At 65.3% G+C, this 21,871-nt stretch carries 24 protein-coding genes and 1 pseudogene; 17 read left to right on the top strand and 8 right to left on the bottom strand.

Annotated elements, in window-relative coordinates; all coding sequences use genetic code 11:
- Positions 1 to 95: 95 nt before the first annotated feature.
- On the top strand, positions 96 to 3,110 hold the full coding sequence (locus ACZ1H8_RS09740; protein WP_465181098.1) for a sensor histidine kinase: 3,015 nt from the start codon (positions 96 to 98) through the stop codon (positions 3,108 to 3,110).
- A gap of 4 nt (positions 3,111 to 3,114) precedes the next feature.
- On the opposite strand, the gene ACZ1H8_RS09735 is transcribed toward ACZ1H8_RS09740, so the two are convergent.
- Complete coding sequence (locus tag ACZ1H8_RS09735) at positions 3,115 to 4,662, bottom strand: PAS domain-containing sensor histidine kinase (RefSeq protein ID WP_465181097.1); 1,548 nt, start codon at positions 4,660 to 4,662, stop codon at positions 3,115 to 3,117.
- Between the two features lie 142 nt (positions 4,663 to 4,804).
- Here ACZ1H8_RS09735 and ACZ1H8_RS09730 point away from each other — a divergent pair, with 142 nt between their 5' ends.
- The 9 genes from ACZ1H8_RS09730 (at position 4,805) to ACZ1H8_RS09690 (ending at position 12,788) form a co-directional block, all read left to right on the top strand.
- A complete protein-coding gene (locus ACZ1H8_RS09730; RefSeq protein WP_465181096.1) occupies positions 4,805 to 5,437 on the top strand; it encodes a response regulator in 633 nt (210 codons plus the stop codon).
- 288 nt (positions 5,438 to 5,725) lie between these two features.
- Complete coding sequence (locus ACZ1H8_RS09725) at positions 5,726 to 6,100, top strand: response regulator transcription factor (RefSeq protein ID WP_465181095.1); 375 nt, start codon at positions 5,726 to 5,728, stop codon at positions 6,098 to 6,100.
- Positions 6,101 to 6,299: 199 nt separating this feature from the next.
- The gene (locus ACZ1H8_RS09720) at positions 6,300 to 7,052 is read left to right on the top strand and encodes an SDR family oxidoreductase (protein ID WP_465181094.1); all 753 of its coding nucleotides are present in this window, start codon (positions 6,300 to 6,302) and stop codon (positions 7,050 to 7,052) included.
- A 28-nt stretch (positions 7,053 to 7,080) separates the two neighbouring features.
- Entirely contained in the window at positions 7,081 to 7,863 is a 783-nt protein-coding gene (locus ACZ1H8_RS09715; RefSeq protein WP_465181093.1) for an SDR family oxidoreductase, read from the top strand.
- A 33-nt stretch (positions 7,864 to 7,896) separates the two neighbouring features.
- Entirely contained in the window at positions 7,897 to 8,682 is a 786-nt protein-coding gene (locus ACZ1H8_RS09710) for an SDR family oxidoreductase (RefSeq protein WP_465181092.1), read from the top strand.
- A 126-nt stretch (positions 8,683 to 8,808) separates the two neighbouring features.
- The gene (locus tag ACZ1H8_RS09705) at positions 8,809 to 9,774 is read left to right on the top strand and encodes an oxidoreductase (protein ID WP_465181091.1); all 966 of its coding nucleotides are present in this window, start codon (positions 8,809 to 8,811) and stop codon (positions 9,772 to 9,774) included.
- Between the two features lie 25 nt (positions 9,775 to 9,799).
- A complete protein-coding gene (locus ACZ1H8_RS09700; protein WP_465181090.1) occupies positions 9,800 to 10,495 on the top strand; it encodes a dienelactone hydrolase family protein in 696 nt (231 codons plus the stop codon).
- Between the two features lie 305 nt (positions 10,496 to 10,800).
- Complete coding sequence (locus ACZ1H8_RS09695) at positions 10,801 to 11,631, top strand: alpha/beta fold hydrolase (protein WP_465181089.1); 831 nt, start codon at positions 10,801 to 10,803, stop codon at positions 11,629 to 11,631.
- Between the two features lie 176 nt (positions 11,632 to 11,807).
- Complete coding sequence (locus ACZ1H8_RS09690) at positions 11,808 to 12,788, top strand: alpha/beta fold hydrolase (protein ID WP_465181088.1); 981 nt, start codon at positions 11,808 to 11,810, stop codon at positions 12,786 to 12,788.
- A 71-nt stretch (positions 12,789 to 12,859) separates the two neighbouring features.
- Here ACZ1H8_RS09690 and ACZ1H8_RS09685 read toward each other — a convergent pair whose 3' ends face one another.
- Entirely contained in the window at positions 12,860 to 13,279 is a 420-nt protein-coding gene (locus tag ACZ1H8_RS09685) for a cupin domain-containing protein (RefSeq protein ID WP_465181087.1), read from the bottom strand.
- A 726-nt stretch (positions 13,280 to 14,005) separates the two neighbouring features.
- Here ACZ1H8_RS09685 and ACZ1H8_RS09680 point away from each other — a divergent pair.
- From ACZ1H8_RS09680 to arsH, 5 genes are read left to right on the top strand one after another with little or no spacing between them, the layout of a single operon-like run.
- A complete protein-coding gene (locus ACZ1H8_RS09680) occupies positions 14,006 to 14,338 on the top strand; it encodes an ArsR/SmtB family transcription factor (protein ID WP_465181086.1) in 333 nt (110 codons plus the stop codon).
- A 9-nt stretch (positions 14,339 to 14,347) separates the two neighbouring features.
- On the top strand, positions 14,348 to 14,779 hold the full coding sequence (gene arsC / locus ACZ1H8_RS09675) for an arsenate reductase (glutaredoxin) (protein ID WP_465181085.1): 432 nt from the start codon (positions 14,348 to 14,350) through the stop codon (positions 14,777 to 14,779).
- Positions 14,776 to 15,837 carry an ACR3 family arsenite efflux transporter gene (arsB, locus tag ACZ1H8_RS09670; protein ID WP_465181084.1) on the top strand — a complete coding sequence of 354 codons (1,062 nt, stop codon included), beginning with the start codon at positions 14,776 to 14,778 and terminating at the stop codon, positions 15,835 to 15,837. The genes arsC and arsB overlap by 4 nt, the downstream gene beginning before the upstream one ends.
- Positions 15,834 to 16,268, top strand: coding sequence for a GNAT family N-acetyltransferase (locus tag ACZ1H8_RS09665; RefSeq protein WP_465181083.1), 435 nt, complete (start codon positions 15,834 to 15,836; stop codon positions 16,266 to 16,268). Before arsB ends, ACZ1H8_RS09665 begins: the two co-directional genes overlap by 4 nt.
- The gene (gene arsH / locus ACZ1H8_RS09660; RefSeq protein ID WP_465181082.1) at positions 16,265 to 17,005 is read left to right on the top strand and encodes an arsenical resistance protein ArsH; all 741 of its coding nucleotides are present in this window, start codon (positions 16,265 to 16,267) and stop codon (positions 17,003 to 17,005) included. Before ACZ1H8_RS09665 ends, arsH begins: the two co-directional genes overlap by 4 nt.
- Before the next feature lie 516 nt (positions 17,006 to 17,521).
- Here the strand turns inward: arsH and ACZ1H8_RS09655 are convergent.
- The 6 genes and pseudogenes from ACZ1H8_RS09655 to ACZ1H8_RS09630 form a co-directional block, all read right to left on the bottom strand.
- Positions 17,522 to 17,836: a transposase gene (locus tag ACZ1H8_RS09655; RefSeq protein ID WP_465181081.1), complete on the bottom strand. Its 315-nt coding sequence runs from the start codon at positions 17,834 to 17,836 to the stop codon at positions 17,522 to 17,524.
- Between the two features lie 187 nt (positions 17,837 to 18,023).
- Positions 18,024 to 18,863 (bottom strand): annotated as a pseudogene (locus ACZ1H8_RS09650) (transposase); the annotation flags it as partial.
- Positions 18,864 to 19,228: 365 nt separating this feature from the next.
- A complete protein-coding gene (locus tag ACZ1H8_RS09645) occupies positions 19,229 to 19,408 on the bottom strand; it encodes a hypothetical protein (RefSeq protein ID WP_465181080.1) in 180 nt (59 codons plus the stop codon).
- Positions 19,409 to 19,466: 58 nt separating this feature from the next.
- A complete protein-coding gene (locus tag ACZ1H8_RS09640) occupies positions 19,467 to 20,390 on the bottom strand; it encodes a transglutaminase family protein (protein ID WP_465181079.1) in 924 nt (307 codons plus the stop codon).
- Positions 20,391 to 20,560: 170 nt separating this feature from the next.
- Positions 20,561 to 20,695 carry a hypothetical protein gene (locus ACZ1H8_RS09635; RefSeq protein ID WP_465181078.1) on the bottom strand — a complete coding sequence of 45 codons (135 nt, stop codon included), beginning with the start codon at positions 20,693 to 20,695 and terminating at the stop codon, positions 20,561 to 20,563.
- Between the two features lie 111 nt (positions 20,696 to 20,806).
- Complete coding sequence (locus tag ACZ1H8_RS09630; protein WP_465181077.1) at positions 20,807 to 21,172, bottom strand: YegP family protein; 366 nt, start codon at positions 21,170 to 21,172, stop codon at positions 20,807 to 20,809.
- A 159-nt stretch (positions 21,173 to 21,331) separates the two neighbouring features.
- Between ACZ1H8_RS09630 and ACZ1H8_RS09625 the strand changes: the two genes are divergently transcribed.
- Positions 21,332 to 21,577 (top strand): hypothetical protein, encoded by a 246-nt coding sequence (locus ACZ1H8_RS09625; protein ID WP_465181076.1) that lies wholly within the window; start codon positions 21,332 to 21,334, stop codon positions 21,575 to 21,577.
- A gap of 76 nt (positions 21,578 to 21,653) precedes the next feature.
- The gene (locus ACZ1H8_RS09620) at positions 21,654 to 21,827 is read left to right on the top strand and encodes a hypothetical protein (RefSeq protein ID WP_465181075.1); all 174 of its coding nucleotides are present in this window, start codon (positions 21,654 to 21,656) and stop codon (positions 21,825 to 21,827) included.
- The last annotated feature ends 44 nt before the right edge of the window (positions 21,828 to 21,871 follow it).

Here is a 21,871-nt window from a genome sequence, read left to right as displayed (position 1 = left end):
GCAGTATCGATCTACAGCTGTCGCATTTGCGCTTCGCCGTTCGCACGGCACGCGATAGGTTTCGCCCTCTCACGGGGCAGGCGCGGGGGTAAGCGATGAGAGGGGTGTTGCTTGCGCTGCTCTTCGCCACGCCGACCGCCGAAGCAGCACACGCTCAGTCTCGTTCGATCCGCGACTACACCCATCAGCGCTGGAGCACGGCCGGGGAGACACCCGCGCCGGTTTCGTCGCTGGCGCAGGACGAACGCGGGTTCCTCTGGCTTGCGACCGGTGAGGGGCTGTTCCGCTTCGACGGCACACGGTTCGACCGGATCACCAGCAGCGCCGATGCGGCACGGCATGGCGCGCCATCCGCGCTGCTGGTGCGGCGCAATGGTGAGTTGTGGACCAGCTTCGACCGCTCCCTTCGCTTCGCCGTCTATCGTAACGGGGAACTGACCTGGCTCGCCGGACCAGCCCCTGCGAGGGTCGTGAAGTTGGCGGAAGGTCTCGATGGGTCGGTCTGGGTAATGACCGACCATATTGAGGCGCCGATCCTGCGCTGGCACAAGGGCCGCTGGACTCGCTTCGCTGCCCCGGACGCCTTGCCCGACAATGCGGTCGGAATGGTCGTTGCGGCGGACGGCGCCCTGTGGGTTTCTTTCGGCCGCTCGATCGCTCGCCTGGCCCCGGGCGACGACCGGCTTCGCATCCTGCGGCGCACGCCGCGCGGGCTGGGCGCACTTTCGCTAGACCGGGATGGCAGGGTCTGGGTGTCCGAACGGCGCGGCAGCTACCCGGTGACTGGTCCGGGTGGCCGGGGAAAGCCCCCGCCCCTTCGCCACGCCTATGCGACCGATGGCGCACAGGTTCGCGGCCAGCCAATGTTCGATCGTTCCGGCAACCTGTGGATCGCGACCTATTATGGCGGGATCGAACGGGTCGCCCTGCCCGATCCGCGCGGCGCCGCATCAGCTGCCGAAGCCCGCCGCGCGGTCGAGCGGTTCACCTCGGGCGACGGACTTTCCTCCAATTCCACGACGCAGCTTCTCCAGGATTGGGAGGGCAATGTCTGGGCGGCCAGTCAGAAGGGCATCGACCGCTTCTGGCCGGCAACGGTTCGCAGCTATGCGGAACTCGATGCACCTGCCGCCTTTGGCGATCTGCTGATGCGGGCGTCCGATGGATCAATCTATATCGGTCAGTCGGCCACCCTGTACCGGGTAGGCCCCGGTGAACGTCCACAGCCGATTCTGCGCAGTAGCCTGGAACCGAGCACGCTGTGCGAAGCGCCGGACGGTGCCGTCTGGGTGACGTTCGACACGCGCGTCGTCCGCTGGAAGAATGGCCGAGCGTCGCGGAATATACCCGCAGTCCCGACCAATGCCACGCTGTATGACTGCGCATTCGACCGCCAGGGCAATTACTGGATTAGCGCCGCGCGCGGCGGCCTGATGCGCTATCGCGGCGGCAGGTGGGAAAGGCTGGGCGGTACGCCTGGGCCACAATTCCTCCCGCGTTCGATGATGGCGGACTCCGCCGGCCGCCTCGCACTCCATTGGCAGCCGGGCACGCTGAGCTGGATCGACGACACCGCCCGCAAGTCGCTTCGGCTTCCCTTCGCGCTCCACCGCAATGACGAGATTGCACTCCAAGCCGGCAGGGACAGCGCTCTCTATGCGGCGACTCCACTTGGGATGGCACGGGTCCACGACGGACGGGCAATGCTTGCTCCGCCCGGCGCCGCAATCTTCAGAGGGGTCAGTGGCATGGTGCAGACCGCCGCCGGGCAGACATGGCTCGCCACGCCTTCGGGACTGGTTCGGCTACAGACTGTCGCCTTTGATCGCGCCTTCGATCGTCCCGCGCTAATTCCGTCCTCGCAATTGTTCGGCGCCCCCGATGGCTTGCTCAGCCCGCCGCACCGCCACAGTCGCCACGCCCTCGTCGAGGGCGGCGATGGGCGGATCTGGGTCTCCAGCCAGTCCGGAACCTTGTGGCTCGATCCAAAGGATATTGGTCGAAGCAGCAGCCCGCCCCGCGTTGCGATCGGCGCGTTGATCGCCGACCGCACCTATCGCGACCCCCGGAAGCTCCGCCTGGCGCCCGGCACCCGCAACGTCGAAATCGACTTCGCGGCCATGAACTTCTTTAGTCCTCGCGAGGTCCAGGTCCGCTACCGCCTGGAGGGGCAGGACAGCGACTGGGTCGAGGCTGGGCTGCGCCGCCAAGCGTTTTTCACCAACCTGTCGCCGGGCAAGTATCGCTTCCAGGTCATTGCCGCCAATCAGGACGGCGTCTGGAACCACGAAGGTGCCACGGTCAGCTTCGAGATTCCGCCGACCTTCGTCCAGTCGCGCTGGTTTTTGCTGATCATCGGCATTGGTGTGCTCCTGCTGTGCTGGGCGGCGATCGCGATGCGGACGCGCCAGATCGCGCGGCGGCTCCGGCTCCGGATGAATGAGCGGCTCGACGAACGCGAGCGGATCGCGCGCGATCTGCACGACACTCTCCTCCAGGGCGCCCAGGGACTCATTCTCAGCTTTCAGGCACTGGCCGAGCGGATCGCGCCTTCCGAACGCCCGCGGCTCGAGGCGGTGCTGAAGCGTGCGGACTCCGTGGTGATCGAGGCACGCGAGCGCGTCCTTGCGCTGCGCCAACCAACCAACGACGGCGACCTGCCTGCGCTGCTTCGCGCGATTGCGGAAGAGTCGATGCTGGCACCCGCAACCCAGGTGACGCTGGTCGTCGAAGGCGAGCCGCGCATTCTCCGCCCTGACGCAGCCGCAGAAATCGCGGCGGTGGTGAGCGAAGCGTTGTTCAACGTCGCGCGCCACGCCATGGCGAGACGAACCGACATCGTGGCGATCTTTACGCGGCGCCGGCTGACGATCCGGGTTCATGACGACGGCGCGGGCATTCCCCCCGAAATTCTCGATCGCGGCGGAAAAGCTGGCCATTTCGGACTGGCAGGCATGCGCGAACGCATCGAACGCCTGTCCGGCAGGCTCACGGTCGGCAGCACGACCGGCAACGGCACCACCGTTACTCTGGACCTGCCCGGTCATATCGTGTTTCGCGCAGCGCCACGCTTCCCGGTTTCGCGCTGGCTCGAGCGATTGCATCGCTGATCGCTCATCCCTCCGTCCGCCCGTCCTCGTCAGGACTCCGCAGCGGCAGCGTCAGCATCATCCGCATGCCGGGCAGCGCCCTTTCCGCTCGCAGATTGCCGCCATGCGCCTGGGCGATCGACCGGCAGATGGCGAGGCCCATTCCCATGCCGCCGGTCTTGGTGGTCACGAAGGGCTCGAACATCGCGGCGATATCGACGTGCCCGGGCCCGTTATCACGGACCTCGATCTGCAGCGCGGATTGCTCCAGCCGGCTTGTGACTTCGATCGCAGCGGCCTCGACACCCTCCAGTGCTTCCAGCGCGTTGCGGATCAGATTGACGATCACCTGCTGGACCTGGATCGGATCGGCAAACACGGGCGGCATTCCGGATTGCAGCGAGAGGGTGACGGTCGCCCGTCGCATCGCGATATCATCGGCCATCAACGAGGCCGCGCCGGCAATTAGTGCATTCGCATCAATCACCTCGCATTGCCGGTCCTGGCTCGTAAAAAGGGCGCGAATCCGCTGAACCACCTCGGCCGCGCCCTGTCCCGCCTCGACGATCCGTCCGATGATGGCGCTCACCCGTTCCAGGTTCGGAGGGTCGGCGGCAAACCAGCGCTGCGCGGCCTGCGCGTTGGTCACGATAGCCGCAAGTGGCTGATTGATCTCGTGCGCGATCGAGGCGGCCAGCGTTGAGAGGCTGGCCAACTGTGTTGCCCGCTCCAGACGTTCGCGCGCCTTGCGTAATGCCTCTCGATCGCGGATCTCGTCCTCGATATCGCGCGACACGCCGTACCATCGAAGGATCTTGCCATCGGCAGCGCGCAGCGGTTCGGCAGCCCCCTCCACCCATCGATAGGATCCGTCGGCGCAGCGATGGCGATAGCGCATCGAGAATGAAGTCCCCGACCGAAACGCGTCGCCGAGCGCGGCACCGACCATCGCCGCGTCGTCGGGGTGTACCGTCCTCGCCACCGCCACCGCCAGACGGCTGCGGTCGGGGTCGTTCAAGTCCTCCACTTCGATGCCCGCCCAGTCGCACAGCCGGCGGTTGATGAACACGGGCTCGCCGTCGGCCGACGCGCTCCAGATCAGGGCGGGCACGGTATCGGCCAGGAACATCAGTTCACGTTCGCGTTCCCGCAACCGCGCCTCGGCCAGCTTCAGATCGTGCACATCGATCACCGATCCGGACCATTCGATGATCCGGCCAGAGGCGTCCCGGGTCGGTCGGCCCTCCGCGCGCCACCAGCGATATGCGCCACCGGCGTCACGCAGCCGCATCTCGGCGAGGAAGGGTGCTCCGGTGCCGAGGCATGCGATCCAGTGGCCGAGACCGGCATCGCGGTCGTCGGGATGCACGGCCTCGACATAGGCCAGTGAACCGTCCCGGTCGACGCCATGCTGGTCCAGCCCCCTGCCCCGCCACTGCAGGAACCGTGGGTCGAGATAGATGAACGCTCCCCGCGCGTCGGTCTTCCAGGCATAGGCTGGCACGCCTCGCTTGCCCTTCCTCGCTCTCGGACCGTCGCGCGACGGGCGCTCGATCGCATCGGCTGCAATCATGTGAAGCTAGCCGATCCGCCAGCACCATCCTATTCCCCGATCGGGTTAGGTGCAGCCCCCCGCCGAGGGGGATACGCTTCGGGGCAATATCGCGCGACAAGCAGACCGGGATGACGGGCCCGCGCCGAGTCGAGGAAGAATGATGACCCAGACTTCGACCTGCATCCGCCTGATGATCGCCGACGATCATCCGGTGCTGCGCGAGGGCGTCGCCGCAATGCTGGAGAATTGCGCCGACATCATGCTGGTCGGCGAAGCCGGCAGCGGCGCCGAAGCGATCGAGATGTTCCGATCGGTCCGGCCCGACGTCGTCCTGATGGACCTGCAGATGCCCGGCATCAATGGCTTCGAGGCGATCGAGGCGATCCGCGCCGAAGCACCGGGCGCGCGGATCCTGGTGCTGACAACCTATGGCGGCGATGGCCAGGCGCTGCGCGCGCTGCGGGCAGGCGCCCTGGGCTATCTGCTGAAGAGCAGCCTGCGGACCGAGATGATCGCAGCGATCAAGGCCGTATATGCGGGTCAGCGCCACATTCATCGCGACGTGGCGGACGAACTCGCGACGCACGTGACCGGCATGACGCTCACCGATCGCGAGACGCAAGTGCTCCGGGCTGTTGCGCTCGGGCGTGCCAATCGCGAAATCGGCACGCTGCTCGGCGTGTCCGACGAGACGGTGAAGGCACATCTGAAGAGCATCTTCGCCAAGCTTGAGGTGACCGATCGAACCCGTGCGGTCACTGCCGCGCTTCAGCGGGGAATCATCGAGCTCTAGCGATAGCGACATCCGCAACGGGATCATCGGCTGGGGCAGAATATGGATCGGCGGCGCCATTCGCGGCCGCACCGGAACATCTCTGTTCACAGGCGCGTGGCGTTCGAAACTCGGGAGGCAGGGGCCCCTGCCGGCCGCAGAACCACGCCAACGCACGGCGTCCACCTGTCGCCGGCAGCCTTCGCACACCGAGCGCCAACGACCTAGACCTTGGTCTGGTTACGAACGACGCGCGCGTGCGCGACACCGGTTCAGGCCGATCCGGCCGCGTGACCAAGGACCTCGTACTTGTCCAGACAGGCTGTGATTGCGATCGTGGACGACGACCGTGGCGTCCGCGACGCGCTTTACGATTTCCTGCTTGCCGAAGGCTTCCGTCCTGACCCCTTCGCCAGCGCGGACCTGTTTCTCGCAACTGCCAATGCCGCCGATTACGACGCGATCATCACCGATGTACGCATGCCTGGCATCAATGGACTGGAGTTCCAGGCGCGCCTGCGCGCGGAAGAACACGCGGTGCCGGTGATCTTCATCACGTCATCCGCACACGATGCGACCCGCGCACGTGCGATGCAGGACGGCGCGCTCGCCTGGTTCACCAAGCCGGTGGCGGGCGACGCTCTGCTCGATCTTCTCAGGGCGACGATCCCCGACCTTGGCTAGGTGCGCCTGCCAATGGGACACTGCCGGCCTGGATCATCTCGTTTCCCTGCCGCGGGATCAACCTCGCCCAAGGGCGAGGTCGCATCGGCGATCGGCGAGCCGCACCACCCCGTTCGCACAATGGCCCACTGCGTCCGATCGGCCGATCATCGTCACGCAATGCGGACCGCTTGGCGGTCGTTCAACAGCGAGGCGGGTCATGAAGATCGTGGTTATCGGCGGCACGGGCATGGTCGGCGCGCGCGTCGTGCACGGCCTGCGGGCCGCCGGACATCAAGCGGTCGCCGCCGCGCGGTCCACGGGCGTCGACATTTTGACGGGGCGCGGTCTCGCACGCGTTCTGGAGGATGCACATGCCGTGATCGACACGTCGAGCCCCGGCTACGGCGCCTCGGCCGAAATGCGCCGCTTCTTCGAGGCGGCTGGCGCAACCTTGCTGGCAATCGAACGGCAGGCCGCGGTCGCTCACCATATCACCTTTTCCGCGATCGGAAGCGATCGCATCGACAGCGGCTATTTCCGGGCGAAGAACGCGCAGGAGGCGCTGCTCGTTGCCAGCGACATTCCCTTCACGATCGTCAGATCGGCGCCGCTTTTCGAATATGTCCAGGACGTCGTCCTCGCACAGAGCGCTCGGCCTGCGGTCCGCGTTCCACCGGTGAAACTTCGACCGATCGCGGCAGATGACGCCGCGCGCGCCCTGTGCCGCGTCGCACTCTCTTCGCCCGAGAACGCCCTCCTCGAGATCGCCGGCCCGGACACCTACGCCCTCTCGACGCTCGCCGAACAGCTTCTGACGGCAAGCGAGGATGTCCGGCCGGTCGTCACGGACACCTCAGCGCCGTTTTTCGGCGCGGCCGTGGGATGCGAGCCTCTGACCGGCGGGATGTACCCCCAGATCGGCGCCACCGGCTTCGAGGAATGGCTGCGCCGCTCGCTTCTTCCCGCCTGAACTTCATCCATGAGTGAAAGGACCCATCATGAACATTCTCGTCATCGGCGGCACCGGATTGATCGGTTCGCAAGTCGTCAGCCTCCTGCGCCAAGCTGGCCATCGGGCCGTCCCCGCCGCCCCCAGCACCGGGGTGGATATCCTCACTGGCAAAGGCCTGGCCGATGCGATGTCGGACGTGCAGGTCGTGATCGACGTGTCGAATTCGCCATCGATCGAGGACGAGCCGGCGATGGACTTCTTCCGCACGGCGGGCGGCAACATCGCCGCGGCAGCGGTCGAGGCCGGGGTCGGACACCATATCGCATTGTCGATCGTCGGCACCGATCGACTTCAGGTCAGCGGATATTTCCGCGCAAAGCTGGCGCAGGAGGAGCAGATTCGGCGGTCGCCCATCCCCTACACGCTGGTTCGCGCGACGCAATTCTTTGAACTGGTGCGGACCATCGCCGACGCATCGACCGACGGCACTCAGGTGCGGCTGCCGGACGTGCAGTTTCAGCCGATGGCCTCGCGGGATGTCGCCGCCATCCTTGCCGAACTCGCGCTGGGCGAAGCGGCAAATGACATGATCGAGATCGCCGGCCCCGAGCGCATGAGCATGGGCGCGATCGTCGGCCGCGTGCTCGCTTTTGATCACGACCCGAGACACGTCGTGATCGATCCGGCGGCCCGCTATTTCGGCGTGCCGGTCAAGCACGGTTCGCTGGTGCCCGAATCGACCGCCCGACAGGGTCCGACCCCGCTGGACTGGTGGCTCGAAAGCACCGCCCAGTCGCCGGCCGCACAGCCCGCCGCCGCAACGACCTGACCCCCTGCCGAACGTACAACCAAAGGAACTCCCATGAAGATCGTCGTCTTCGGCGGCACCGGGCGCATCGGCAGCCGGCTGGTCGCGAATCTCCGCCAGGAGGATTGCCGTGTCTACCGGGCGTCGCGTCGGGACGGCGTCGATCTGGTCACGGGCGCAGGGCTGGCCCGGGTGCTGGAGGGGGCAGAGGTCGTCGTCGACGTGTCCGGTCCTTCGACCCTTACCGGCGTTGGACCGCTTCGCTTCTTCGAGGCATCAAGCCTCAACCTGATTGCGGCAGAACGAAGCGCCGGCGTGAAGCATCATATCGCGTTGTCGATCGTCGGCCTCGATCGACTGGCAGATATCGACTATTTCCGCGCCAAGATGCTGCAGGAGGCGATGATCGCCGGGTCCGGTCTAAACTTCACCATCGTACGATCGACCCAGTTCTTCGAATTCGTGCGTGACGTGGTGCAGGAAGGCACTGCGCGGGATATCCCGATCGCGCCTGCGCGGGTCCAGCCGATCGCCGGTCAGGATGTTGCCGACGCGCTGGCCGACATGACGTTCACCGGGCCGCGCGGCGGACCGATCGAGATTGCCGGGCCCGAACAGATGCGATTGGACGAAGTCGCGTCGGAGATCGCCACCGCGTTCGAAGACAATCGCCGGGTCGTGGCCGATCCGCGCGCCCGCTACTTCGGCGCGCTGCTGGGGGAGCGGTCGCTTCTCCCCGGGCCAAATGCCTTTCTCGGCACGCTTCGGTTCGATGACTGGCTACGCCACAGCCTCCAGCCCGCCAGGGTGGCGCACCTGCCGGCCAGTGGAACCGTTTGACCGCCTAGACCCCGCGCTCGGCCGACCTCGCACTCCGTCTAGGATCATCGATACGATCGCCCGGCAGAGGTCGGAGCCGCCGCTCGATACATGTTGCGCTCTCCCCACGACAGGATAGCCACGGTGATGACGACCCCACAGACCCCCATTCCCTCGGGCTTCGGACCCGCGACAACCGCCGAAGAGGTGATGCGCGGCGTCGACCTGACCGGTCGAAACGCGATCGTCACCGGCGGCTACTCCGGACTCGGCCTCGTCACCGCCAAGGCGCTGGCGACGGCCGGTGCGACGGTGACGATCCCGGCGCGCGATACGGAAAGGGCCGCGGCGGCGCTTGCCGGGGTGGAAGGAGTCGAGATCCTGCCGATGGACCTGATCGACGCCGGGTCGGTGCAGGCTTTCGCCGCGCGCTTGCTCGACACCGGACGGGCCGTGTCGCTGCTGATCTGCTGCGCAGGCGTCATGGCAACGCCGCTCATTCGCGACCGCGACGGCCATGAGGGGCAGTTCGCGGTCAACCATCTCGGTCATTACCGCCTGACCTGCGCACTTTGGCCTGCGCTGGCGGCGCAAGGGGCACGCGTCGTCGCGGTATCGTCGCGCGGGCATCAGATTGCCGGAATCGACTTTGACGACATCGATTTCCGCCGGCGCGACTATGACAAATGGGTCGCCTATGGCCAGTCCAAGACCGCCAACGCACTCTTCGCCCGCGCGCTGGACCGCCGCGGCGCGCCGTTAGGCGTCCGCGCCTTTTCGCTTCATCCCGGGCAAGTGCTGACCGATCTGGCGCGCCATCTTTCGGCGGACGAGATTGCGGGCTTCGACGCGCTCGATGCCCAGGGCAATCCCCGGGTCGACCCGGCTCAGGGCATGAAGACGCTCGAACAGGCCGCGGCAACGTCGCTGTGGTGCGCGACCAGCGCGCTGCTCGACGGACGCGGCGGCGTCTATTGCGAAGACTGCGACATTGCCCCGCTCAACCACGGCGATCTCGGCCGAAAGGGCGTCGCCGCCTGGGCCGCGGACGACGCTGCGGCGGAACGCCTCTGGCAGCGCTCGGCCGACTGGACCGGGCTCGACATCGGCTGAACCGGTTTTTCACAGGAGATCGATCATGAGCGAGTTTATCAGCTATGCCATGGACGGCGGCAGCATTGGCCTGCACGTCGAGCATCCCCGGGCGGATACCGCCCCGGCGGTCGTCGTGCTCCACGAAGTGTTCGGGATAAATGACGATGTTCGCGCCACCTGTCGCGAACTCGCCGACCGGGGGTACATGGCGATCTGCCCCGATCTTTACTGGCGCATTGCGCCGGGTTTCAGTCTGTCGCGATGGACCGAGGCGGACTTGCCCCGGATCAATCAGCTCTACACCGAATTCGACCGTGATCTGGCGGCACAGGACATAGCCGAAGTCCTTGCCTTCTCCCGCTCGATCCAGGGCACCAGCGGTCGCGCGGCGCTGCTCGGCTATTGCATGGGCGGGCTGATGGCATTTCTGACGACCGCCCGCTATGGGGCCGACGCGACCGTGGTCTATTATCCAGGCCAGGCCGAGACCTATCTCGACGAGGCGGATCGCGTATCGACCCCGATGATCGTTCATCTGGGCGAGGCAGACGAATATATCCTGCCAGAGGCGCGCCGCGCGATATCCGACGCCTTCGCGACGAACCCGGTGGTGACGGTGCACAGCTATCCCGGTTGCGGTCACGCATTCACCCGGCACGGCGGCGACCGCTACGACCCGGCCGCAGCTGCGATCGCCAATGAACGGAGCTGGGCGTTCCTCGACACGCATCTGCGGTAAGCACGCTGAACCTTGGTCTAGGCCTGGCGAGCCTCTTGTCCTGCCTCTGCTCGCAACCGGTCCGATAGCTGCCAGCGCCGCTTCCCAGCATGATCCCGAATATCGGCAGCACGATCACGGCTTCCGACCGCAGCCTTCAGGAGGATCGCATGTCTGACCCGTATCGAGCCCGATCGATCGAATTGCCCCGTCGGGACCTGCTCGCGGCAGGGCTCGGCACGATCGCCGTGGCCGCACTACCGTTCGAAGTGCTCGCCGGCCCCTCTGCGAGGCGTACCCCGTCACTCAGCACAAGGAACAAAGCGATGAACTACGTCACCACCCGCGACTGCGTCGAGATTTTCTACAAGGACTGGGGGCCGCGCACCGCCCAGCCCATCGTCTTCCACCATGGCTGGCCGCTCAGCTCGGACGACTGGGACCCGCAGATGATGTTTTTCCTGGAACAGGGGTTTCGCGTCGTTGCCCATGACCGCCGCGGCCATGGCAGATCGAGCCAGGTCGAGGGCGGGCATGACATGGACCATTACGCCGCCGACGCGGCGGCAGTCGTCGAGCATCTTGATCTGCGCAACGCGATCCATGTCGGCCACTCGACCGGCGGCGGTGAGGCGACCCGCTATGTCGCGCGTCACGGCAAGGGACGTGTCGCCGGCTTGGTGCTGATCGCAGCGGTCCCCCCGCAGATGCTGAAGACGCCGGCCAACCCCGGCGGCCTGCCGATCGAGGTGTTCGATGCCTTCCGCACCGGCGTCGCGGAGCACCGCGCTCAATATTATCTCGATATCCCGACCGGGCCATTTTACGGGTTCAACCGGCCGGGTTCCAAGCCCATCGACGGGCTCATCCAGAATTGGTGGCGTCAGGCAATGATGGGCGGCGCCAAGGCCCATTATGACGGAGTGAAGGCCTTCTCGGAGACCGACTTCACCGACGACCTGAAGCGGATCGACGTGCCGGCACTGGTGCTTCACGGCAGCGACGACCAAGTGGTGCCGGTCGACGACAGCGCCCGCCTTTCGTCGAAACTGCTGAAGAATGCGACACTGAAGATCCACGACGGCCTACCGCACGGGATGATCACGACCCATGCCGACCTGGTCAATCGCGACATACTGGCATTCGCTCGACGCTGACGAACCGGGCGCTCGGGAAAGCCGTCCGCCGGGGTGCCAGGTCCCAAGCGACTCGGAACACACCGATCGGCCTCACCGGAACTCGGCTGACGAGCCTCGCAGCATTCAGGTTGCGGGGCTTGTCGGTCGACCGAGATTGGGAGGATGACCGCATGTACCGCGGGAAAGGTGATCAAATGAGCCGCAGGGACCTGCTCGCAGGCACAAGCGCGACATTGGCCGCGCTTCCCGCGACCGCACGGCCAGCAGGCGATACCGACTTCGGTCGGCTCCAGCGGGTCGCCGCTGGCGAGCTCGACATCGCCTATTTAGACCTGGGGCCGATCACCGGTCCCGCAGTAATCCTCCTGCATGGCTGGCCTTATGACATCCACGCCTTTGCGGACTGCGCATCCTTGCTGGTCCGCGCGGGTCGCCGCGTGATCATTCCCTATCTGCGCGGCTTCGGCGCAACGCGCTTCCGCTTGGCCGACACCATGCGCAACGGCCAGCAGGCGGTGCTCGCGCGGGACGTGGTCGCCCTGTTGGACGCGCTGCGGATCGAGCGGGCGACGATCGCCGGCTTCGACTGGGGCGCCCGTTCGGCCTGCATCGTGGCCGCGCTCTGGCCCGAGCGATGCGACGCGCTGGTGTCGGCCAGCGGCTATCTGATCGGTAGCCAGCAAGCCGGCCGGACGCCGCTCGATCCGGAGTCGGAGCTCCGCTGGTGGTATCAATTCTACTTCGCGACCGAGCGCGGTCGGGATGGCTATGCAAGGAACCGCGCGGCCTTCAATCGTCTGATTTGGCAGCTCGCCTCGCCGAAATGGCGATTTGACGACACCACCTATGCTCGCTCCGCGGCCGCCTTCGACAACCCCGACCATGTCGCGATCGTGATCCACAACTATCGATGGCGGCTTGGCTTGGCGCAAGGCGACGCGACGCTGGACGGCCTTGAGCACGTGCTGGCGACCGCGCCTTCGATCGCCGTTCCCACCATCACGCTGGAGGGCGACGCCAACGGGGCGCCGCATCCCGCACCCGCATCCTATCGTCCGCGCTTTACGGGCCCCTATGCTCATCGGTTGATTCAGGGCGGCATCGGCCACGCTCTGCCCCAGGAAGCGCCGCAGGCGTTCGCAGATGCCGTGCTGAGAGTGGCACCGCTCCGCTGACACGCGCTTTCGAACGGCCCAGCATGGCAATGCACATCGCACTGTTGCGACCGTCGCTGCCCGCATCCGGGTCAGTGCCGATCAGGAACGGTCAGCGGCTCGTCGTTGCTGTCCACGACGAAGATGGCGAGCAGCCTGGCCGGCTTGGTCCTGCTGCCGTTCGCACTCGTCCCATGATGGTCACCCGGGCTCTCAGTCCACCATTCGCCAACCTTGTAGGTCCGGGGCGGTTGTCCGTTCAACGCACTGACGATCTCGCCCTCGAGCACATAGGCGAGGATGAAGGCGGACCTGGCATGGGTGTGCGACGGCGAATTCCCGCCCGGTGCGTAGGTTACCAACACCGTCTTGAGCGACTTGCCCGGGATGTTCGGAATCGCCTGGGCGAATTGTGGCGTGACGTTAGAGAGCACATCGTCGGGTGCCGACTGTGCCTGCGCCGCCGGGGCGACGAACAACGCGGCGAGCGCACTAGCGATGAAATGGCGCATTTATGTTCTCCTTCTAAACGTCGCGAGCCCGACGGCCAGCGGCTACCTGTTCCACGAGGGGTCGGGTCTCTACGGGTCGGACCCGGCGGTGCTCACCCAGGTCAGCTAAATGCCGCCCCGGACCGGAGCGGCGAGATAGCCGAGCCTGGAATCGCGCTCGATACCCGCGAAAGCCAGCATTGCGGGCTGCGGGGACCCATCCTTGGAGGAGAGGTCACGCCGATCCGCCTTTCACCGTGGCCTGCATCTTGCCTCGTCTCGTGTTGAGCAAAGACTGTACGGTTAAGTGCGAAGGGCCGGCAGTCGCCATTGGTCTGATGCGGACCCTACCAAAGTCGAGTGCGACCGAATGTCGAGAGACCACAGGCGAGCAAGAGCAGCACACATCGCTGTCTGCACAGATCTCAAAACGCGCTGGATATCAGCTGTGGGAGCAGGACCTTTTCGAACTCGTCGCCAAATGTAACGATTTGATAAATAGTATTTATTTCTCGCGACGCGCTAAGAAATACCCCCGCCGCTACCCCGCAGGCATATTCAAAGCGACAAATGGGGGTATTTCTGCGCCCAGTTGATTCACGAGCGCGAGAACTTTCTGAGTGAAAATTCTTCGCTGAGTGGCAGCTCCCGACGACACCCGGTCTTTCATGATAAATTGGCTGATATCGGCTTCCGACGAAGTCAGACGCGCCTTGCATAAATCCATATATCCATTAGCGTGGATAGATGAATCACGTGTCAGCCATTGGCGCGCTTGGGGCGCTCGCGCAGGGAACGCGCCTCGACGCATTTCGCCTGCTTGTTCGTCATGAGCCTGACGGCCTTGCCGCCGGTGAGGTCGCCAAGGCGCTCGACGTGCCGCAGAACACTATGTCGGTGCATCTGGCGACACTCGCACGCGCCGGGCTGATCCGGTCCGAACGGCGCAGCCGGATCATCAACTACCGTGCCGATCTCGACCAGTTGAAGGCGCTCACCCTGTTTCTCGTGAAGGACTGCTGCGGCGGCAAGGCGGAGCTTTGCGAGCCGCTGATCGCCGAGCTTAATTCCTGCTGCTGAAGGGCTCCCATGACCGTCGACATCATCATTTATCACAACCCCGATTGCGGAACGTCGCGCAACACGCTGGCGATGATCCAGAACGCCGGCATCGAGCCGCATGTAATCGAGTATCTGAAAACGCCGCCCAACCGCTCGCGTCTGGTCTCGCTGATCGCTTGCATGGGCATCACGCCCCGTGCGCTGCTGCGCGAGAAGGGCACGCCCTATGCCGAGCTTGGCCTCGGCGACGTGGCGCTGGGCGATGACCAGCTCATCGACGCGATGATCGAGCATCCGATCCTCATCAACAGGCCGATCGTCGTCTCGCCGCTCGGCGTGAAGCTGTGCCGTCCTTCGGAAGAGGTGCTGGACCTGCTGCCGGCCCGGCAGCGCGGTGCGTTCACCAAAGAAGATGGCGAGAAGGTCATCGACGACGCGGGCCAAAGGATCGGCGGATGACCACCGCCGCTCCGGCCAAGCCGGCGATCAGCACATTCGAGCGCTATCTTAGCATCTGGGTAGCGCTGTGCATCGTGGTCGGTATCGCTCTCGGCTACGCGCTGCCCGGCCTGTTCCGCGCCATCGCCGCAGCCGAGATTGCGCGGGTCAATCTTGTGGTCGCGGTGCTGATCTGGCTGATGATCATCCCCATGCTGCTCAAGATCGACCTCAGCGCACTCGGGTCGGTCCGCCAGCATTGGAAGGGCGTCGGCATTACCCTGTTCATCAACTGGGCGGTAAAGCCCTTCTCGATGGCGCTCCTCGGCACGCTGTTTCTGGGTTGGCTGTTCCGCCCGTTCCTCCCTGCGGGGGAGGTCAGCTCCTACATCGCTGGTTTGATCCTTCTCGCCGCCGCGCCTTGCACCGCAATGGTGTTCGTATGGTCCAACCTCTGCGAGGGCGAGCCAACCTACACGCTGAGCCAAGTGGCACTGAATGACGTAATCATGGTGTTCGCGTTCGCGCCGCTGGTCGGTCTGCTGCTCGGCATCGCCTCGATCACCGTGCCGTGGGATACGCTGCTCATCTCGGTCTTGCTCTACATTGTCGTGCCGGTGATCGTCGCGCAGGTGATCCGCCGCGTGGTAATCGGATCGGGCGGACAAGCTGCACTGGGCCGGCTGTTGGCGCGACTTGGGCCGGTCTCGCTGCTGGCGCTGCTCTCCACGCTGGTGCTGCTTTTCGGGTTTCAGGGCGAGGCCATCATCGCCCACCCGCTGGTTATCGCGCTTATCGCGGTGCCGATCCTCATTCAGGTCTATTTCAACGCGGGGCTCGCCTACTGGCTGAGCCGCCGGTTCGGGGTGGCATGGTGCGTGGCGGCGCCCGCCGCGCTGATCGGCGCCTCCAACTTCTTCGAACTGGCGGTCGCCGCCGCGATCAGCCTGTTCGGGCTCAACTCGGGGGCGGCGCTGGCGACCGTCGTCGGCGTGCTGGTCGAGGTGCCGGTGATGCTGTCTGTCGTCTCGATCGTGAAGCGGACACGGCCTTGGTACGAAGCGAGAGCGACGGCATGACCCAGATCTATCTCTCGGAAGCTCGGCACGCTGATGATGTCCTGCGGCTCGCGCTTGGCGCCGCGCAGCTACCAACCGACGATCTCGGCGGCCCCGAACGGATGTTCTTCAGCCTGTCCGACAATAGAGGACTGATCGGGTTCATCGGTCAGGAGGGCAACGGCGCTGACCGGCTGCTCCGCTCGCTGGTCGCGCTGCCAACACGGCGCGGCAAAGGATATGGCCGGATGCTGGTCGAGCACCTTGAAGGCGTCGTCGATGGCGCGGTCGAGCGGCTGCACCTCCTGACCAACGGCACCGGGAAGTTCTTTCGCAGGCTCCGTTACGTCGCTGCCGATCGTGACGCGGCGCCGGCGTTCATCGCCGCGACCGCGCAGTTCACGTCGCTGTGCGGTCCGCGCGCGACCTATCTCGTCAAGGATGTTGGATGACCCGCCTACGTGACCTGGCCGACCCCGACGATCTGCCGGCGCTCGATCAAAGCATTGCGATCATCCGGCCCGGCACTGGCATGGGCGACGATCAGCCGCCGCCGCGCATTCTGCTGCTCTATGGGTCGCTGCGCGAACGCTCATTCAGTCGGCTCGCAGCGGAGGAAGCGGCACGGCTGCTGATCCTCTTCGGCGCCGAGGTGCGGATATTTGATCCAAGCGACCTGCCGCTACCCGATCAGGTGAAGGGCGATGATCATCCCGCCGTCCATGAGCTGCGGCAGCATGCGCTGTGGTCCGAAGGCATGGTCTGGTGCAGTCCCGAGCGCCACGGCCAGATCACCGGCATCATGAAGGCTCAGATCGACCATCTGCCGCTGGAGTTCGGCGGCATGCGCCCCACCCAGGGTCGCACGCTGGCGGTAATGCAGGTGTCGGGCGGCTCGCAGTCGTTCAACGCGGTCAACACGTTGCGCCTGCTCGGCCGCTGGATGCGCATGATCACCATCCCCAACCAGTCGAGTGTGGCGATGGCGTTCAAGGAGTTCGACGAAGCCGGCCGCATGCGCCCGTCGAGCTATTATGACCGGATCGTCGACGTGATGGAGGAACTGGTCCGGTTTACGGTCCTGACCCGCCCGCACGTCGACCAGCTCGTTGACCGCTACTCCGAAAGGAAGGCCGCACAGGCGACGCGTGACGCCGTAGCCGATCTTGCCTCGCGCGCTCTCGGCTAATGGCCCCGGGGCTGCCCGCCACCTGGACTTTAGAATGACCGCTTATTCTAAAAGATACCATTCGGCCTAAGCCGTTCGAACGGCGGCAAATTCCCCATCGTCGGTCGCTTCGCCAGCGCTCGTTGCTAATTTAACGAGCGGCCGCGTTTCGGAACCCGCCGACCGCGCGATCGGATTAAGGGCGCCTAGCGCTTTCTCCGGCGCCGGCGAGCCTTAGTTAGCCCCAGCTGCTAGTTCGAGGACGTAGGGGTCACCATCGTCAAGCGGAAATCGGCAGATTTCCGCCACTTTCGACGATAAAGGCAAATTCACCTCCACATTTCGTCCCACAATTATTCGCGGCTTCGATGGGACGCAGTGGCACGCCTTGGCGCCCACATTCGCGCCCTCGCCGACATGTTGGTTGAATACGCCGCCCATTTAAGTCGGCTATTGGGCCTATTCTGTTGAAGAAGTCTCTGTTGGCGGCGGTCTGGGGCGGTTCTTGATGGCGGTCGAACGCAGGTCCAGTCCCGCTCAGGCCGTTGCGAGCCCCGGCATCGATCGTATTTTCGCCAGCTTCCGGAGGTTCTGGGCGGCGGCTGCGAGGTGGAACTCATCTTCTGCGCCATTCGGACCGCGCAGGCGCAAGCGGTCCAGCTTCAGGATGCGCTTGAGGTGGGCGAACAGCATCTCGACCTTCTTCCGCTGACGGCGTATCGCGAGCCATGTCGCGCGCGCCTTCATGGACCGAGCGCATGATCTTACGCGCGGGCATCTTCGGGGTGCATTGCTGCTTGAGCCCGCAGGCTGCGCAGTCCTTCTCGCGGGCACGATAGCGGATGAAGCCATCGGCATTGGCGAGCGGGCGCGGCGTGCTGAAGCTGCGGTTCGATGGGCGCAGGCGATTGCCATCAGGGCAGACGTAGCTGTCGTCCTCATGGTCGAAGGTGAAGGCTGATCGCTCAAAGGTCTCGTCGCTGCGGGCAGATTTGTCGAACACCGGGATGTGTGGCGCGATGCCGCGATCCTCGACCAGCCAGACCAGGTTCGGCGCGGAGCCGTATGCGGTGTCTGCCACAAGCCGCTCGGGCCATAGACCGAAGCGCTCTTGCGTGCGTTCGATCATCCTGCGCTGGGCGGTCACTTCGGCCTGACGGATCGCGGTCGTCGCCTCAACATCGACGATCACCGCATGGTCGAGATCGATCAGGTAGTTGGTCGAGTATGCGTAGAAGGCCGATCCGCGTGTCGCCGCGGTCCAGCGCGAAGCGGGATCGGTCAGGTTGATGCGCTTGGGTGTTACCGGCGTCGATCCACCGAACGCGGCATCGTCGAGAACTTCGAGATACTCGGTGACCGCGCGGCCGGTCGCTTCGGGCGGGAGCCCCTCTTCGCCCGGTACCGACCGCTGCCGATGAACATCTGCCCGGATCAGGCTGGCATCAACGGCGAAGCCCTCGCCGCCGACCAACCCCTCTGCCATGCATCGCGCCACCGTCATCTCGAACAGTTCACGCAGCAAGCCGCTGTCGCGAAAGCGGCCGTGCCGGTTCTTCGAAAAGGTCGAGTGATCGGGCACGCCGCCCTCCAGCCCAAGGCGGCAGAACCAGCGATAGGCCAGGTTGAGGTGAACCTCATCGCACAGCCGCCGCTCCGAGCGGATGCCCATGCAATAGCCGATAATCAGCATCCGGATCATCAACTCGGGATCGATCGATGGCCGGCCCGTCTCGCTGTAGAAGGGCCGCAGATGCTCGCGAATGTCCGATAGATCCACGAACCGGTCGATCGAGCGCAGCAGATGATCCGCCGGTACATGCCGCTCCAGGTTGAAGCTGTAAAACAGCGCCTCCTGCGCCACCGTCCGCTCGCCCATCATCGGCTCGTCTCCGCTTGCCCACAGAGTGAATCAGGACAACGGCGTTACTTCAAGAGCGAGTTTTTCAACGGAATAGGGCCGAGAACGGTCTGTCGGCTCTTGGTGCACCGGCGGACATAGCTGACATTCAAGATTTCGATCTTCGGGCTGACGGCTTCGAACCAATTAGGCGCGGTTAAGGCAGGGGCCCATAGACTGGCTTCGGGTGCACGCCGACCAACCGGCTCGGCTCGGCTCGGCTCGGCTCGGCGAAGAACATAACCGCCACGATTCCCGAGGCGACGGTTAATCCTACTGAAGTGCGCGTCCGTCGTCTCCGTCGTTCCGAGGGCGGTCCCATCGTCGCGACGCCGCTTCAATGTTCAGCCCCGCTTGATCTTCTTCTTCTCCTGCTCCTGTCGGCCGTTAGTCCGCGCTTCGCGTCGCAGACGCCGCACATAGCTGCGCTCGTGGGAATGGTAGATGCGATGGGCCACAAAGGCGGCGACGAACAACGCCATAAGCAGCATCAAAGTGTAGGCGACAATCAATCTCGTTTCCATTTCAGTTCTCCGCCGGCCCTGGTTGTGGCGCGGCTGCAAGAGGGAGGGTCATTGAACGTCATTGGCGCGTCCGGCGGCCATATTCGCTGCTTGCGGGGGGGTCGGGATCGAGCGCGTCGCCGCAGCGGACGGTCACGGTCACCGTCATTTCGAGCAGATCCTCTGGCGCGCCGGAATAGCGACCCTCCAGCGGGGGAATTTGCGAGATGTTGCGCGCGACCGCGACGGGCACGAGGTGTGCCTCGCCCATCCGCCCGTTGGTCGGATCGAAGGCGATCCAGCCTGCGCAGGGCAGGTAGACCTCGGCCCAGGCATGCGTCGCGCCATGCTGGGGCTCCTCCGGAGAACCGGGCAGAGGCGGATCGTGGAGATAGCCCGAGACCGCCCGCGCGCCGAAACCCAGATGGCGCGCCGCCTCGATGAACAGGGTCGCCAGGTCGCGGCAGGTCCCGCTCGCGCTGTCAATCGTCTCGAGCGGCGACTGGGTGCCTTCCTCAAGGCGCTCGGCATAGAGGATGCCCGCATGTGCCGCCTTGTTGAGGTCTTGCAGCAAGGCGAGCGTGTCGGTTTCGTCGCCCGCGACCAGAGCGCGCGCCCAGGCGGGAAGCCTACCGTCGGGATCCGGGTGCTCGGGTACCCGCAGCGCGCCGAGATCGATGCGCTCGTCCGAAGAATAGGCGAAGGGATAGCGGTGCGCATGCGGCGCGATCTTGAACACCGGCCAGGCGGCGGCGTCCTGCTCGACCACCACATGGCTGGCTACTGTGAGTTCATCGGTCTGTTCGGAAAAGGAGGCGGTGGCGATCAGGTTGCCGAACACGTCCTGCGTCCATTCGATTTCGGCGGGCGGCGAACAGTTCAGCGACACGGTCACCGGCTTGAGGCTGTGGCTGCTCCGCGGCGAGAGCATCATCCGATGCGCCAGCAACGTAACGCGGCGCGCATAGCGATAGGTGGTGCGATGATCGATCGTGAGCAGCATGCGGCCTGCCATCCAGCGAGGAAGGGGCGCGACATGCGCGCGGCGCCAGGCAGCGTGAAAGGGAATGTCGGCCCGTAGGCCTCAATGCCCATCGCAGGCGACGATAGCCGCCCTTATGTGGGGACGCCGCGGCGCAGCGGCAATGGCCGCGCCGCCAGCGTCGCCGGATATCAGCCGCGCTTCGCCGCGGTGGCAACGGGAACCGGCACCCCCTTCAACGAGGGATTGGAAGCGTTCGGCTTGGCCGGCGCTTCCTTCTTGGGCTTGCGGATTTCCCGGTTGCTCTTGCGTTGTCCCTTGGCCATCGGATCGCTCCTTCGTCGCGTTCGAGCCTGATGGCCAACGCTCTGACCCGGTCTGGAGCAGCCGTCCTACCCTAGGCGCCGCGGCCTTCCGCTACCAGGCAATTCGGCGGGTCAGCGCGACGGACCCGATCGCACGCTGGCAGTCCCGGCCCCGCTGCGAAGGGAAGCGACTGCGGTCGTGCACGCCTGCTCGCTGGCATAGCCGGCGCTGATCGCAATCGGCTCGCCCGATGCCGCGCAATAGCGCCAGCGCCAGTCTCCCCCCGAAAACAGGATCGACGTGAGAGATACGCGGTCGGCGCGGTAGATTTCGAAATAGGGCTCGCGGGCCGGCACCGGATCGGGTCGCGGTTCGGTTAGCGGCGCGGCGCCGCCGGGCCTGACGACGCGAAGCAGCGCGTCGGAAACATCCTTGGGAAGGTTCGCCACGGCGCGGCGCGGCGCCTCGAATTCGCTGAAGGCCGGACTTTTGGGCACATGCGTTCTCCCGTCGGCAAGCGGGAGCGATTCGATTTCTCTCTGGCGCCGCGCGCTTGCGGAGCGGGTGAAGCGGCGATGCAAGGCATATAGGGACGCGCTGCGGGTTTCGCCACCTGTGCTACAAGGGTTGACGGGCGGGGGCCGCAGGAGAGCGTCATGACGATCCGAACCACGCCCACGACGGTGACCTTCGCATCCCCTTTCCGGCTCAAGGGCGTCGGAGAAGTGCTTCCGCCCGGCAGCTACCGCGTCGAAACCGACGAGGAAGCGATCGAAGGGAACGAGCGAACCATATTCCGGCGCGTCGCCACGCTGCTGTATGTGCCCTTGGCGTCCGGAATGCGCGTCTGCACGGTCGATCCCGAAGAACTCGCGGCGGCGATTGCTGCCGACGCAGCTTAGCGGGCGACCGTCGTTTCACATTCGATTCACCATCGCGTCGCTCATTTGGTTAGCATCGCGGTCGTATCGCAGACCCATGGATATCGATGACCTTCGGCGGGAGGCAATCCGCTGCCGCAACCTGGGGAATCGGAAAGGCGACGGGACCGATGCCGACTGGTATCGCGCTCGCGGCGTCCGGCTGACCGAAGCAGTGGATGCCATGGCCGCCGCCGATAGCGCCGCCGAGCCGGAGAACACCCTTCCCTGAGAGTGCGGGACGTTTGACCGGCACTTGCCAGAGCGGGCGGCGCC

The organism is Sphingomonas sp. BL-S-25 (genome assembly GCF_055521555.1).
Note: the sequence above shows the minus strand (reverse complement) of the source record. Positions and strands in the feature narration are given on the sequence as shown.

What these genes read in the sequence shown, in the direction of transcription:
- ACZ1H8_RS09680 (WP_465181086.1), top strand. Translation starts at nt 14,006, where the DNA reads ATGAATCACGTGTCAGCCATTGGCGCGCTTGGGGCGCTCGCGCAGGGA.
- ACZ1H8_RS09735 (WP_465181097.1), bottom strand. Translation starts at nt 4,662, where the DNA reads ATGATTGCAGCCGATGCGATCGAGCGCCCGTCGCGCGACGGTCCGAGA.
- ACZ1H8_RS09685 (WP_465181087.1), bottom strand. Translation starts at nt 13,279, where the DNA reads ATGCGCCATTTCATCGCTAGTGCGCTCGCCGCGTTGTTCGTCGCCCCG.
- ACZ1H8_RS09690 (WP_465181088.1), top strand. Translation starts at nt 11,808, where the DNA reads ATGAGCCGCAGGGACCTGCTCGCAGGCACAAGCGCGACATTGGCCGCG.
- ACZ1H8_RS09655 (WP_465181081.1), bottom strand. Translation starts at nt 17,836, where the DNA reads ATGGCTTCATCCGCTATCGTGCCCGCGAGAAGGACTGCGCAGCCTGCG.
- arsC (WP_465181085.1), top strand. Translation starts at nt 14,348, where the DNA reads ATGACCGTCGACATCATCATTTATCACAACCCCGATTGCGGAACGTCG.
- ACZ1H8_RS09700 (WP_465181090.1), top strand. Translation starts at nt 9,800, where the DNA reads ATGAGCGAGTTTATCAGCTATGCCATGGACGGCGGCAGCATTGGCCTG.
- ACZ1H8_RS09740 (WP_465181098.1), top strand. Translation starts at nt 96, where the DNA reads ATGAGAGGGGTGTTGCTTGCGCTGCTCTTCGCCACGCCGACCGCCGAA.
- ACZ1H8_RS09715 (WP_465181093.1), top strand. Translation starts at nt 7,081, where the DNA reads ATGAACATTCTCGTCATCGGCGGCACCGGATTGATCGGTTCGCAAGTC.
- ACZ1H8_RS09730 (WP_465181096.1), top strand. Translation starts at nt 4,805, where the DNA reads ATGACCCAGACTTCGACCTGCATCCGCCTGATGATCGCCGACGATCAT.
- ACZ1H8_RS09620 (WP_465181075.1), top strand. Translation starts at nt 21,654, where the DNA reads ATGGATATCGATGACCTTCGGCGGGAGGCAATCCGCTGCCGCAACCTG.
- arsB (WP_465181084.1), top strand. Translation starts at nt 14,776, where the DNA reads ATGACCACCGCCGCTCCGGCCAAGCCGGCGATCAGCACATTCGAGCGC.
- ACZ1H8_RS09640 (WP_465181079.1), bottom strand. Translation starts at nt 20,390, where the DNA reads ATGCTGCTCACGATCGATCATCGCACCACCTATCGCTATGCGCGCCGC.
- ACZ1H8_RS09710 (WP_465181092.1), top strand. Translation starts at nt 7,897, where the DNA reads ATGAAGATCGTCGTCTTCGGCGGCACCGGGCGCATCGGCAGCCGGCTG.
- arsH (WP_465181082.1), top strand. Translation starts at nt 16,265, where the DNA reads ATGACCCGCCTACGTGACCTGGCCGACCCCGACGATCTGCCGGCGCTC.
- ACZ1H8_RS09705 (WP_465181091.1), top strand. Translation starts at nt 8,809, where the DNA reads ATGACGACCCCACAGACCCCCATTCCCTCGGGCTTCGGACCCGCGACA.
- ACZ1H8_RS09635 (WP_465181078.1), bottom strand. Translation starts at nt 20,695, where the DNA reads ATGGCCAAGGGACAACGCAAGAGCAACCGGGAAATCCGCAAGCCCAAG.
- ACZ1H8_RS09625 (WP_465181076.1), top strand. Translation starts at nt 21,332, where the DNA reads ATGACGATCCGAACCACGCCCACGACGGTGACCTTCGCATCCCCTTTC.
- ACZ1H8_RS09645 (WP_465181080.1), bottom strand. Translation starts at nt 19,408, where the DNA reads ATGGAAACGAGATTGATTGTCGCCTACACTTTGATGCTGCTTATGGCG.
- ACZ1H8_RS09665 (WP_465181083.1), top strand. Translation starts at nt 15,834, where the DNA reads ATGACCCAGATCTATCTCTCGGAAGCTCGGCACGCTGATGATGTCCTG.
- ACZ1H8_RS09720 (WP_465181094.1), top strand. Translation starts at nt 6,300, where the DNA reads ATGAAGATCGTGGTTATCGGCGGCACGGGCATGGTCGGCGCGCGCGTC.
- ACZ1H8_RS09695 (WP_465181089.1), top strand. Translation starts at nt 10,801, where the DNA reads ATGAACTACGTCACCACCCGCGACTGCGTCGAGATTTTCTACAAGGAC.